Annotated in this window: 13 protein-coding genes; 2 read left to right on the top strand and 11 right to left on the bottom strand. The window is 43.8% G+C overall.

Annotation, left to right across the window (positions count from 1 at the left end; all coding sequences use genetic code 11):
• The 6 genes from CWO27_RS14165 to CWO27_RS14140 all read right to left on the bottom strand — a co-directional run.
• On the bottom strand, positions 1-297 hold a 297-nt coding region (locus CWO27_RS14165), incomplete at its 3' end, for an ABC transporter ATP-binding protein (RefSeq protein ID WP_146161580.1).
• A gap of 25 nt (positions 298-322) precedes the next feature.
• Positions 323-1606, bottom strand: coding sequence for an ABC transporter permease (locus CWO27_RS14160; RefSeq protein WP_107899103.1), 1284 nt, complete (start codon positions 1604-1606; stop codon positions 323-325).
• 2 nt (positions 1607-1608) lie between these two features.
• On the bottom strand, positions 1609-2823 hold the full coding sequence (locus CWO27_RS14155) for an ABC transporter permease (RefSeq protein ID WP_102431497.1): 1215 nt from the start codon (positions 2821-2823) through the stop codon (positions 1609-1611).
• On the bottom strand, positions 2816-4144 hold the full coding sequence (locus CWO27_RS14150; RefSeq protein WP_107899102.1) for a TolC family protein: 1329 nt from the start codon (positions 4142-4144) through the stop codon (positions 2816-2818). The genes CWO27_RS14155 and CWO27_RS14150 overlap by 8 nt, the downstream gene beginning before the upstream one ends.
• Complete coding sequence (locus CWO27_RS14145) at positions 4137-5270, bottom strand: efflux RND transporter periplasmic adaptor subunit (RefSeq protein WP_107899101.1); 1134 nt, start codon at positions 5268-5270, stop codon at positions 4137-4139. The genes CWO27_RS14150 and CWO27_RS14145 overlap by 8 nt, the downstream gene beginning before the upstream one ends.
• A gap of 185 nt (positions 5271-5455) precedes the next feature.
• On the bottom strand, positions 5456-6049 hold the full coding sequence (locus CWO27_RS14140; protein ID WP_102431495.1) for a cysteine dioxygenase: 594 nt from the start codon (positions 6047-6049) through the stop codon (positions 5456-5458).
• Between the two features lie 373 nt (positions 6050-6422).
• On the opposite strand from CWO27_RS14140, the gene CWO27_RS14135 reads away from it, so the two are divergent.
• Both CWO27_RS14135 and gloA2 read left to right on the top strand, forming a co-directional pair.
• Positions 6423-7355: a LysR family transcriptional regulator gene (locus tag CWO27_RS14135; protein WP_102431494.1), complete on the top strand. Its 933-nt coding sequence runs from the start codon at positions 6423-6425 to the stop codon at positions 7353-7355.
• Positions 7355-7738, top strand: a complete 384-nt coding sequence (gene gloA2 / locus CWO27_RS14130; protein ID WP_048608779.1) for an SMU1112c/YaeR family gloxylase I-like metalloprotein — start codon at positions 7355-7357, stop codon at positions 7736-7738. The genes CWO27_RS14135 and gloA2 overlap by 1 nt, the downstream gene beginning before the upstream one ends.
• 74 nt (positions 7739-7812) lie before the next feature.
• Here the strand turns inward: gloA2 and CWO27_RS14125 are convergent, their stop codons facing one another.
• The 5 genes from CWO27_RS14125 to CWO27_RS14105 form a co-directional block, all read right to left on the bottom strand.
• A complete protein-coding gene (locus tag CWO27_RS14125; protein WP_102478897.1) occupies positions 7813-9348 on the bottom strand; it encodes a PepSY-associated TM helix domain-containing protein in 1536 nt (511 codons plus the stop codon).
• A 111-nt stretch (positions 9349-9459) separates the two neighbouring features.
• The gene (locus CWO27_RS14120; RefSeq protein WP_048663368.1) at positions 9460-9810 is read right to left on the bottom strand and encodes a hypothetical protein; all 351 of its coding nucleotides are present in this window, start codon (positions 9808-9810) and stop codon (positions 9460-9462) included.
• Positions 9811-10161: 351 nt separating this feature from the next.
• Entirely contained in the window at positions 10162-10557 is a 396-nt protein-coding gene (locus CWO27_RS14115) for a cytochrome b562 (RefSeq protein ID WP_017100642.1), read from the bottom strand.
• A gap of 144 nt (positions 10558-10701) precedes the next feature.
• Positions 10702-11448, bottom strand: a complete 747-nt coding sequence (locus tag CWO27_RS14110; protein ID WP_055319406.1) for a phosphatase — start codon at positions 11446-11448, stop codon at positions 10702-10704.
• Positions 11449-11604: 156 nt separating this feature from the next.
• The gene (locus tag CWO27_RS14105; protein ID WP_055319405.1) at positions 11605-12927 is read right to left on the bottom strand and encodes a GGDEF domain-containing protein; all 1323 of its coding nucleotides are present in this window, start codon (positions 12925-12927) and stop codon (positions 11605-11607) included.
• Positions 12928-13000: the final 73 nt, after the last annotated feature.

The raw sequence follows: 13000 nt of genomic DNA, 5'->3' as shown, positions 1-13000 counted from the left end.
CAAATTAAAACTCTGGAATACAAAACCAATTTTTTGATTCCGAATACCAGCAAGATCATTAGCACTCAACGCAGCAACATTTTTTCCATCTAGCTGATACTCCCCTTCCGTCGGCTTATCAAGGCAACCCAGCATATTCATCAGCGTTGATTTACCGGATCCTGACGGGCCTAAAATAGACAAAAACTCTCCCTTCTCAATCGAGAGATCGACACCGTCTAATGCACGTATTTCAGTATCACCGTTTGAGTAGTGTTTACCGATATTTGAGAGTTCCACTAAGAATTTGTTAGACATGGTTTCTCCGCTGTCTTTGATCTCATCATTCACTTTGTAGTGCCTCCATCGGAGTCACTTTCGCCGCACGATTAGCCGGAAGCCAAGCCGCAGCGACACCAATAACCACCAACGTCAAAACAACAATGGTGACAACCAACCATGAAAGCTCAGGCACAGGTTTACCAAGACGCTCATAAAACATGTTGCCTTCAAGCTCTAACGAGCGAATTACAGCAATCAGTGTATAAGTGATTACTAAGCCCAATAAACCGCCCATCATCATAGTCATCAATGACTGAACCAGATAATGCATGCGAATCATCCCTGGAGTAGCACCGACCGCCATTCTCACGCCAATATCTCGTGTGGATCGTTTCACCGTTGCATACATCACGTTAGCAATACCTATGCCCGCCACTGCCAAAGTGATAAAACCAATCACACCAAGGAACCCCTGCAGACCAACTAAGAATTGTTGCATCGTTTTTTGTTTGAGGAACATATCCTCAACCTGAACGACCTGCTCATCACTGACACTAGCACCATGTTTGCGCGCAATAACCTGACGAATCGTATCTGTAAGTTTGACTCTGTCGACACCATCATGAGGTTGAACGTTGATACCACTGATATCTCCGTTGATATTAAAACGCTGCCATGTAGAGAAAGGAACAAAGCTCGAATAATTGATGCTATCTCCCTGTTCAACCTTGGCACTGTTTTTCTCTAGTACACCAATCACCGTAAACTCTTGGCTGCCAATTTTTACTGTTTTCCCGACGGGATTAACCTCTAATTTGACAGTAGCAAACCAGCTAAAGCTTTCATTAGGGTTAAACAAATCGGCCGCTAAAAGGTAACCCAACACGATGACTTTGCGTTGTTGCTTTTGGTCTAGAGGATTAAACCAACGCCCTCCTGGACGTGTCTTGAGATTCGTCACCGACTGAAATTCAGTCGTTACCGCTAACGCTTTTTTCCAAGACCCTCGCTCCCCAACAGTAAGTGATTCATCCCACACAGCTGTCGGCACCGCAGCTTTGATGTTAGGCAGAGCCTCTACAACTTTCGTATCTTCTACTGTTAGAGTCAGCGGCTTGCCCTGATGAAAAGATCCATAATCAACCGTAGCCATCCCCCCTGATAGATAAATCAAATTACCATTGCCATTTTGTGCCGTTTTAAGCACGCCTTGTCTAATGCCTTCTCCCACCGATAGCATCGCTGAAATACACAAGGTTGCCCACGCAACAGCCAGAACTGTGAGTCCAAGTCGTAGCTTTTCTGCAGACATTTCCTGAAAGATTTGTCTCATCGGTAATAGCATGATTAAGCCCTCGCACTAAGTGCATCAACAGGAGTGAGACGAGACGCCCGTTTTGCAGGAAAGTAAGAGGCTAAGAACGCCAGAATCAGTGTCACCGTTAGCGCCATTCCAATCGAGCTTAACGTGATAACAGGTGATCCAATCCATTCTGGTAACGCCATCGAGCCAAGCAAATAAACCGTACCAAAGGACGCCATTAATCCCACGATGGATCCTAAGGTAACTAAGATAAGCCCCTCAATAATAAACTGAGACATGATGGAACCCTGTGTTGCACCAATCGCCAGCCGAACGCCAATTTCTCGAGTTCTTTCCGTAACAGAGAGAAACATGATATTAGCCACACCCAAAGCGCCAACCGCCATAGTCATAGCGCCACTGGTCGTCAGGAATATTTGAATACCACGAAAGATACCGGTAATCACGTCCCCACCCTCGCTAAAGTCGGGCAGATAGACCGCATCTTTATCCGTAGGGTCAAAGTGCATCTGTTTAGCAAAAAAATTAACAATATTACGTCTAAACGATGCGGAATCCATGGCTTCTACAGGCTTTAATAGCAGTTGCCATGGCTTATCGTTCCAGAGATCAAGATAAGTAGTTTGAGGCACAAAAACTCGTCGACTCTCACCGAAAGAGATCCCTCCTTCATTATCGACCATCACACCAATTACGTAGAATGGAATGCCGTTGATCTTAATATGGTCGCCAATGTCGACTCCGCCCATTTGAGCAATTCGATCACCCAATACAGCCACCCGTGTGTGGTTTGCCATATCCGTCACCGAAATATTTCGTGAACCAGGCTGCAACTTATTTTGTGAGATAGGAAAATAAGAGGGAGCAACACCACTCACCATACTGCCAATATTATGCCCTTGAGTATTCGTCACGCTGGTATCCCATTTAAGGTAAACAGCAGACGCCTCTTTAACAAAACCAGCCTGCTGGATCAGCTCAATTTTATCTTGTTCAAGGTTTATTTCGCGCCTTGAGGGCAAGCCCTGCCAAGGTTTACTCGTACTAGAGGGAAACACAACCTGAGTGTCATTGACCAAAAATGAGAAAGACTTCGTTTGATAACGATAGAAGCCTTCCCCTAGCGCCATTAAAACAACAACAGACAGTACGCCCCATGAAATTGCAATAATAGCCAAGGCACTTTTCATCCGATGCGCCAACAACGTTTGCCAAGTCTGAAGAAAAAGATTAACCATGGTGTAACGCCTGAGATATCAGCGCCATCGCTTCATCATCTAATTTACCAGTTGTCTGTAGCAGGCCTATTCTCTGACGCCAATAATCATATAAGTTGGTCTGTAGAAGGAACCTTGAATCAAATAAGCTGTTATGTGCATTGATAACATCTGAGGCTTCTAGGAAACCCGCGTCGTATAACTTTTCTTTGCTACTCAACACCTCTGCGCGAGACGCTACAACATCATGCGCCATTAACACTCGTTCCCAGTTGAGCTTCACTTGAGTAAAGTTCTGATCAATTCGCTTCTTGATGTCTATTTCAACCTTTCGTAAATCCTGCTTAGCCGTCAACAAGTTAAGCGAAGTTTGGTCCACTTTGGCGCGTGTTGAACCATTTAAATCAATAGGAACACTAAGAGTTAAACCCGCGTTAAATTCACCGTTGTCCAACCGATCACTGTCGTTATAGCCCACTTGCCCTTTAACTGTTGGGTAATAACCTCCTTGGGCGGATTTTTTGTCTAGCTTGCGCGCTTCAACGCCTTTTATGGCAACCAGTAATTCAGGGCTATTATTTCTCGCTAACTCAAGCCACTGCTGCTGAGAAGCCACCAGCATAGGAGGCTCAACCAAATTCTCAGTACGAATTTGATCCACCGAATCAGGAGCTTGGTTTATCAGCGCTTCCAGCTCTGACTTTTTACTTTCTAACTCTGCCTTTGCTCGCAGAATATTGGCTTTGTCAGACAACTGATTAGCACGCATCTCTTCCACATCAATCGATTTCACTTTGCCTGCTAGATAGCGTTTTTCGAAGATTTTTAGCAGCTTGCTGCCTTCCTCTAACTTACTGTTAGTTAGCTGTAAGTTACCTTGGGCGCGGCCTATATCGAGATAAACCAGAAGTAACTTAGCCGCCAAATCATTATGTGCTTGAGCCAATTCCAGCTGGGATTTCAGATAATCTGATTGTGCTTTATCTAATTCAGACCAAAGACTACTGTCCCAAATAACCTGAGACAGCTCTGCACCATACCGATTTGAACTACTGCGGTCTTCGCTCCAGTCTGCTGAAGCGCTCGCGCTTAAAGCGGGTAATAAAGAGCTGCGACTTAAATCCACCAAACTCTCGCCGAGTTGAACACCAATTCGGGCTTTCTCGTAATCAGGATCCGTCTGTTTGGCTCGCTGCCATGCTTGTTCAATAGAAAGGGCATATGAAGGACAACTAAGTACAGTTGCTAATAGCAAGCTGCCTATACTCAACAGGGTCGATTTACGAGGTGACAGAGGTTTGTCTAATCGCTGTGAACAACTAAACAGCGCTGGCTTAACCATGTGCTGCCCCCATCATACTGTTGTCGATGACGGTTTCGTCTAACTCCACACCTTCGATGACTTCAACATTGATACCATCTGATAGGCCCAGTTTTACCGCTTGCTTGTGGAAGCCTTGTTCTGAGCTATCTGGGATTAATACGTTAGGGCTGTCGCCTTCAAATTGCAGTGCGCGCTCTGGTAGAGTGAGTACATTTTCTGATTTAACTAGAATTATCTGAGCAGATGATGAGAACCCTGAACGTAACCGGACGTCTTGAGGTATTTTGAGCTCGCCAACTTCGACTTCAAAACCGTTATCAAAACTTTTGCCCGAACTACTATCAGCTGTCGAGTTAAGACTTTCAGACTGAATCGCAATCTTAGTCAGTGCCCCTTCTATTTCGATACTTGGATAAGGTGCAACGGTCAGCGTTACTGGCATCCCCGGAGTAAGTTGTGCGGCATCATGCTCACTAACACTGCCCTTAAAAATCAGGCTGTTCATATCGGCCAATGACATCATTTCTGTTGCCGCTTGACTCGATTCAGTAGAAATAATCGGTTCTCCTACCTCGACTTTTCGATTCAACACCGTACCGTCTATCGGAGCATAAATGGTAGAGGTGAGGCGAGAGTTACCAATTGTCGACTCCCCGCTTTGAATCAATTCGAGGTTCTGACGTTTTTGCATAACGTCAGCCTGTGCTGATTTCACATTGGAACGTGCAGTCACATATTCGTCGTAGTTCTTAGGAATGATTTCTTGTTCAACCAAACTCTGCAGATTAGCGAGTTGTTGTTTTGCTGACTCAATGTTCGCCTCACTTCGCATCAACTCTGTCGAGGCATCGGTCAAGGCTTTCGGGGTAGGGTTAGGGCGAACCTTAATAAGCGGCTGACCTTGCGTTACGTACTCACCAACACCAGCATAGATTTCACCAACGATCCCGTCGATTTGAGATTTGATAGACACAGAGTGAGCGGGAACGATATACCCCACCGCAACCGCCTGCTTTTCGATCGTCCCCGTGGAGACCGTTAGGGTTGGAAAGGCTTCTGGAGGCGTTGAAGTTTGAAAATAGAAATACGCACCTCCACCTATCAGCGTGGCACATGCCACAGACACTAACCCACATTTAGTCATAATTTATCCAGCTCATTATTTTATATTTGTGAGCCCTATGACTACCGTGGATATGCGAAGTTCATAAATAGTATAAAATTTTATAATGCATAGCGTTAAAGCAAAATTAAACGACAAACTTTCTACGCCTCCTTTTAGCCTTATCATGACCATTTAAGTAGAAAGTTGTCTCCGTTTAACGCACTTTAAATCTCGTAGGCCCAGCACTCTTGTTGTATGTCGAGCAGCTCCGGCTTACCGCTCTCTAGCTGATAGAGGTGGAATTGGCTTAAAGGGGGCGAATACACATGTAACGTAATGAGCGGTTCATCTCCAGCCTGTAGATTCGATATCTGATGGATATCATTATCTTTACTGACGGTCACACTGCCCTCTTGGAAATGAGTCGACTGAGAAGCAAAAATATGGCCATTAGCCGCCGTTTCAAACAAGGTTTCCGTTGCTTGCCCGTGTAAAATTTTTACGCCACAAGACGTATTCAAATGATCGTGTATTTTACTTCTTTGCCCATTTAGCCAACTCAAAATTAAAACTTCGCAGTGGTCATTCTTGAAAAGTCTTTGTCGGCAGTATGTTTCTTTATCAAAACTCGCCAACGACTTGATCTCTTCTTTACTCAGCTCGATGTTATCCAATATGAACCGAATGGAAGCCAGAGACATAGGTTTATTCGCCAGCTGTATTTGGTCCATAAACTCTTGGAAATTAAGCTCATAATCGTTATTAATTAACGCGGCTAACGCAGGAGATTGCGTTGGGGTAATATCAGTACGTTGCAAAATACTTACCTCTAACTATGTTTTGCTCTTCCGAACTCGAAGTTAAAAGTTCTCTTCGAACGATGAAATATAGCTGATTCGATTCAGCACAAGTTTGGAGGATATTAACACCGTTTAAATGAAATTTAACAAGCAATCACAAGTATTTACATTGATATAACAAAAGCATCTAACAACCAATTGGAAGCAACGGAATTGCCATATTGACTTGAGATTTGAATAACTGAGTAATTTGAAATAGGAACAACAAAAGAACGGCTTCCATCACGGCTACTATTGCGCGTATCAATTGATGAAATTGATTCACAAGTCAGAAGAGATCAATCACAATCAAGGTTATGCTCACTGTTGAAATTAGTCTAACTGGATACTTATGATTAATCCCAAACTCATCGCCTTACTTCCTGATCTCGCCTCGTTCATCTTAGTGGTAAATGAAGGGAGTTTTACTGCGGCAGCAAAACAGCTAGGGGTGACACCTTCAGCGCTCAGTAAGCTGATTACACGTTTAGAGAAAGCACTGTCAGTCAAGCTATTCGAACGAACCACTCGTACGCTTATTATTACTCAGGCAGGCCAATTGGTTTACGACCAGAGCGTTGTCATGATTAACGCTGCACAGCAAGCGGTTGAATTGTCGACCTCTGATCACACAGAACCAGCAGGCTCCATAACAGTAGCGGCGCCTGAAGCTTTCTTAAACTCAGTGCTACAGCCTTTTGTTGTTCCATTTTTAAATCAGTATCCAGAAATCCAACTCAAGTTGAGAGCGGCCGATGGCGACATCGATATTTTACGTCAGGGCATCGACATCGCTTTCCGCCTAACCGATAAGCCCGACGAAAGCTTGGTTTTGAAAGAGCTTGGAAAGACAAACCTCGTGCTATGTGCGAGCCCCGACTATCTGAAAGCCAAAGGAGTTCCTAGCCACCCAACAGACCTTTCTGAACACGATTGTTTGTATCTTGCAGAGACAGACAAAGACCACATTTGGGACTTCCTTAAAGATGATGAATTTCACACGGTGCCCGTCAGTGGGCGGTACGCAGTTAACCACTCGCAAATGCGACTCAAAGGTGTGAAAGAAGGTCTAGGCGTCGGTATTTTCCATGACTTCGTGATTCAAGACGCGCTGGCTGAAGGTTCTGTTGTACAGGTATTAGAAGATTGGACCATCAAGAGTAATTACCATGGCGCCATCGCTATGCAGTTTGCACAAACCAAGTACATGCCCGCCCGCCTGCGCGTTTTCATTGACTACGCGATGGAACACTTGGGTGACAAGCTGGCAGGAGAAATAAACTGATGCTTAAAGGAATACACCACGCGGCAATAATCTGTTCAGACTACGAATTGTCGAAACGCTTTTATACGGAAGTTTTAAAACTTGAGATAATTGCCGAAAACTATCGTGAGGCTCGTCAGTCGTACAAACTTGACCTAGCGCTACCTAATGGCGCTCAAATTGAGTTGTTTAGCTTCCCTGATGCACCAGAAAGACCTAGTTTTCCAGAAGCTCAAGGGCTGAGACATTTAGCCTTTTGTGTTGATGACGTTCAGCAGTTCAAAAGCTATTTGGAAGGACAAGGAATCGACGTCGAACCGATTCGAGTGGATGAGTTTACGGGGAAATCATTTACGTTTTTCGCAGACCCAGACGGCCTGCCGCTAGAGCTTTATCAAATTTAAAGTCTTATTAATAAACAAACACCTTAATAACAAAACAGACCTTCTCAAGTCGAGAAGGTCTGTTTGTGATTCAATTAGCTCAACGCCGTTTTGAACTTCTCAACACGTGAGAACAGTAACCAGTCCAAGAGCATCGCAGCCACAATCGTTGCTCCCGCCAGTGGAAACAGTACCGAAATAACCACCACCGTCACCAAGCCAGCTTTCCATAAGCCTGCATCACCAAACTTAGGTGGTGTACCGAGCTTGCGTTGGCCTGACGGTCTGCGCATCCACCACATCACACCGCCAGTCACTGACACAACGATGAACGCCAAGCAAAACAAGGCATTTAGAAGCTTATTGATGATACTAATGTCACCTTGGTGCAGAGAAATACCAACAGCTAGCGTCTTGGCAATGAAGTTGTAATCTTGCCATGTCACTTCACCCAGAATACGGCCTGAGTATTGGTCTAGGTGTGTGGTGCGATCTTGAGTTGGATCGATGATATCACCGCCCATAGTATTGGCTGTCACCGTGTAAACACCCGTTTCTGAACGTGGGAAATTCACCTTGTAATGCGTGAAACCAAGAGATCGTGCTTTCTCAATAACATCATCAATCGCGAAACTGCTCGCCGCAATGACATGTTGAGAGTGGTCTTCTCCCATCTTAGAGTGATCATGAGGTTCAGACGCCTCTTCCACATGATGAACGTGTGCTGCTGGCTTATCTTGAGACAAAGGCAGTGGTGTTTGCTCCAAGTTCCACGGTAACTCTTCTTCCGAGCCATGGTTAAGTGATGCGTGCGTCTGATCTGACAATGGAATATCGTCCCACATTTGAGCCGGGAAAGTGCTCCATGCTTGAACAAGCTTACCGCCCCAGAAACCTGTCCACGCTAACCCTGATAGGATAAAGAGCAGCAGAATAAGAGATAACGTGCCACCTAAGTTCGCATGCAAGTCTCGCATCAGTACGCGCGGTCCGGATGACACTCTCAGCTTAAGAAAGCCAGCGCGGCTTGCATTGTCTCTTGGTAACCATAGGTAAATGCCACTAACTAACAATAGAATGGATAAACTTATCGCCACTTCAATCAGATAATCCCCCCAATCACCAATCAATAAAGTTCCGTGGATGTCATTTGCCAGTTGATACAGGCTGTCGCTGCGTGGCACCTCACCGACGACTTCACCAGTATATTGATTCACAGTTGCGAAAACCGATGTGCCGTCTTCCAGAGAGACTGAAAAACGGTTCGCCAAGTCAGGCGCTTTGCTTGGTACAAATTGTGTCACTGAACCTTGCGGATATTGATTCTGCACTGCTGCTAGCTGTTGTGACACTTTAATCGGGTCGCCCGATGCAACAATCTCGATCGCATCGTGATGGAAAGCTAACTCGATTTCATCGTCAAACAACATCATTAAACCAGTAATACTTAACATCAACATGAAAGGGATAACGAATAGCCCAGCATAGAAGTGCCAGCGCCAGGTGAGAAAGTAGAGAGTTTTATTGCGGTCTTTGTTTTTTATATTGGTTCTCGAACCGGTTGTTGCACTGCTTGTAGACTGCGAAGTCGCTTGTGCTTTCGCAGAGCTTTGAGATTCATTTCTCAACATTATTATTTCCTTTGACACACGCAAACATACCTTCTGAAGAATCAGAAAGTAATCTGAGCATGTTTAACTTTACTTAATACTTTGTTTTTTAATTATTTTAGAAGGTTAGGTTTAAGCAATATCAAAGGGAGGGCCGCGCGGGGCTTGCCTCGTGTAGCGTTCGCTTAGAGCCAAAAAAGCGTAGCTGTCTGAGACAATAGAACTCAGTCGAGTTGTCAGTAGTGTAGTTGGAAGTTCATCTTGGTGAAATGTGGAAAAATGGCTAAACGGACACGGCTTACCTTTGTGAGTATTCGGTTCGCCTTCTTCAATTTGAACCAGTTCAAAGCCGTTGACCGTACACAACGACGCCCATACTCCCGCACTGTTACCATGAGCATTGATAACAGGCATTAATGTCACTAAAGCCCAACTTAACGCTGTGGCAAGTAACATGGAGAGATTGAACGAAGTTCGGCGCATTATTCCAAATCTTTATAAATTCCCCTTATTATGAGGCACTTGCTATATAGGTAAACGTAAAGATTAACATCAGGTTAAAAAATTGAAGCTAACGCACACTCTATTTAGTTAAAAACCGGTTAAAACAGAAGCGCTAAAAAAATATTACGCACCTCAGTGCATCAAACTGATTAGAAAAAAGACAATAAAAAACGCCGCCTACATTTTCCAACAAAGGGAAATATAAGCGGCGTTTTAGAAGTTGAACTTTGTTATCTACTAACTTGTTTTGGTCACTCTAGCGAACAAGGTGGCTATCGGCAGTGATAGCTAAACAAATATAATACTAGACAAACGGAACAAATAAGCGAATTAACCGAAGATCTTACTCCAAATGCTTGGGTTACGCTTCTCATGGTACTCTTCACGAAGGCCGTCAATAGTACGAAGTTCTTGCTGTGCCGATTCTAAGTCACCTTGGTCTAGCTTCTGCTCAATGCTATCCAGTGATGCACTGATCTTTTTGAAGCCTTCCATGAAATTGTCTTCTTTCTCCACAGGGTAAACACCCGTTTTCAGCTCTGCCACTAGCGTATCTAAACGAACGATAGGCTTTTGCATCTCTTCAATGCTCTGAGCTTCTGCCGCTTGTTTGAACGCAAGCTTCATTTCTTGCATGTTTTTCTTAAGGTCAACATTAGCAAATGCGTTGCCAGACAATACTGAAGCAGCGATTAAACCAGATAAAAGGATTGAGCGAGTTTTCATTGTTTCTCCAAGTGAAGCTGTGACTTTGAAGATAGCGCCATCATTACTGTGGCACTTCGACTTTATTATTTTCGGCTAGTGTATACAAAAATCTGTCAGGCACAAAAATTGATTGTATCGAAATGCAAACCCGCCGACATTCTCTTAAATAAGAGCTGAGTATTCTGGGATTTCATTACGACCGCGTAAGGCCAAAAAGGCCAGGAATTGCTTTGGCGAATGGGTAATCACTTTACTCGAATCGACACCCACTTCATCTAACAATGCGGCGACTAAATCCAAGCCACCGACATCTAAACAGAAATGCGCATCGCTCCCTGTTGTAATAAATGCCCCCTTCGCCTTCGCTATTCTTGCAATCTCATAGCAGCGGTCAACACTGCCAACTCGGCTATTGCCTTTGAGTGTGGTGTTGTTGATTTCAATCGCCACGTTGTTCTCAACCGCACATTGAATAACGGCTTCAAAATCGAAATCAAAATTAGGATTGCCCAAGTGGCCAAGCGCATCAATTCGACCGCCCTTAATCACATTCACGAGAGCCTCTGTATGGGTCGCGACATCCGAAGGGCTAAAAACAGGCTCGTGGAAGCTGGCAATCACCCAATCTAGGTTCTTATCAACGCTCGGATGAATGTCGATTTCTCCCTGAGTGTTCATAATGTTTGATTCAACGCCGCGGATAATTGCAACGTCTTCGATAAAGCGAGGAAGCACACGCTGATTACTGAAGAACCAGTAGTGTGGCGCACCTGGCATTGATTCTGAATGATCAGTAGTACAAAACATGTCTAAGCCATTTTGTTTTGCCGACTTGGCATTCTCGATAAGCGTGCTGTAAGCATGACCACTTGCGTATGTGTGGGTGTGAGTATCTACTTTGAGTTCCATGAATCAATGCTCTCTTCGCTTGGTCTAGTCAATCAATTTTGAGTTGGGTTGGTCTAATATAGCTTCTTCAAAAATGCCCAACAGACACCTGCTTAATGTGATGCTGAGCGATTTGAAATCATATACTGTTCATCATTCAGTATTGTTAAAATTAATTCAATCGACAATAACCTGATTTCTCCCGCTATTCTTTGCTTTGTAAAGGCGCTTATCAGCAAGCATAAACAGATCATTTGGCGATGTGCTTTTCGTCGGAACGCATTCCGCTACACCTAGGCTCATCGTTACATGAGAAGCAATGGGTGAGGAACGATGAGGAATCGATTGACTGTGCAAAACCGTTAAGAATGAATTAAGGCGAGCTCTGCTTTGTTCTATAGATGTGCTTGGCAATATAATGGCAAATTCCTCGCCTCCTATGCGAGCAGCAAGGTCTGAGGGACGATTAAAAATTTGCTTCCATAACTTTGCGACTTGTTTAAGGCAAACATCTCCTTGATGGTGGCCATACGCATCATTATATTGCTTGAAAAAATCAATATCACCGATCACTAAGGTTAAAGTTTGCCCTTCGCGTTCACATCTAGACCATTCAGACTCAAACTTTTGATTGAATTTACGTCTATTAGCAAGAGAGGTTAGCTCATCAAAAAGTGCAATCTTTGTGAGATCTTGTTTTTCTCTCTGCAATTGCTCATCACGCAACTCATATTGATACAATGTTGCCAGCAACTCTTTTCTAGGAGCTTTAGTCAAATCCTTTATGGATAGTGGCGAACTAACAAACTTGGCAAAATCTCCCCTAAACAAAAAGTAGAAGATCAGCATTGGGACACTATAGCAGGCCGCAATCAGCAACTTACCCTGTATATTTCCGAATATGATAGAAACGATTTGCGGGCTCAGGCCAAAAGCTAAAACAGGAAACAGTACTCCATCCAAACAAAGGATAAAAACAAAGGCTAGCGTATAGATGAATGCCAACGCTGGTAGGTTGGAAAGGAACTTACTCACTTGTGTAAAAATAAACATCAATAACAATATTTCGAGGAGAATCAAAACCCCTCCAAGAACAAGAACTTTCAACGATACGTCAAAGATGCTGAAAGGGATTGCAAAAGGGTTCAACGCATACTCCGATTCCAGTAACCAAGCCATAAAGTTGAAACCAACAAAGGCAATCAAATCCACAGCTACTACTAACAGAAACATGTGTTTAAAAGTGCTAAAATCCCGCTCAATAATAATGAGCATTATAGTGCTCATCATGAATGCACCATAAGCAATATTTCCGCCTGAAATACTTAAATCTTCGGATAAAGGAAAGGAATAAACTGCACCAGCAAGCCCTCCCACTAAAAGTACAATACTAAGATAGTTATAAAATGCAGCTGTACGCACACGATTTTTTAACGTAGCAAAATACAATGGGAAAATTGAGTATATTCCTACATTGAGAATATAGGCTTCTAACGTCATTACTGTTCCTTCTAGGCTCAACACATACAGCACCTAGATGTTTTATAGATGTGCAAAATAACTGATGATATTA

Source organism: Vibrio sp. 10N.286.51.C3 (genome assembly GCF_003050065.1).
Classification (GTDB): domain Bacteria; phylum Pseudomonadota; class Gammaproteobacteria; order Enterobacterales; family Vibrionaceae; genus Vibrio; species Vibrio crassostreae.
The sequence above is the reverse complement of the archived record's forward strand: the minus strand, read 5'-3'. Positions and strand labels throughout refer to the sequence as shown.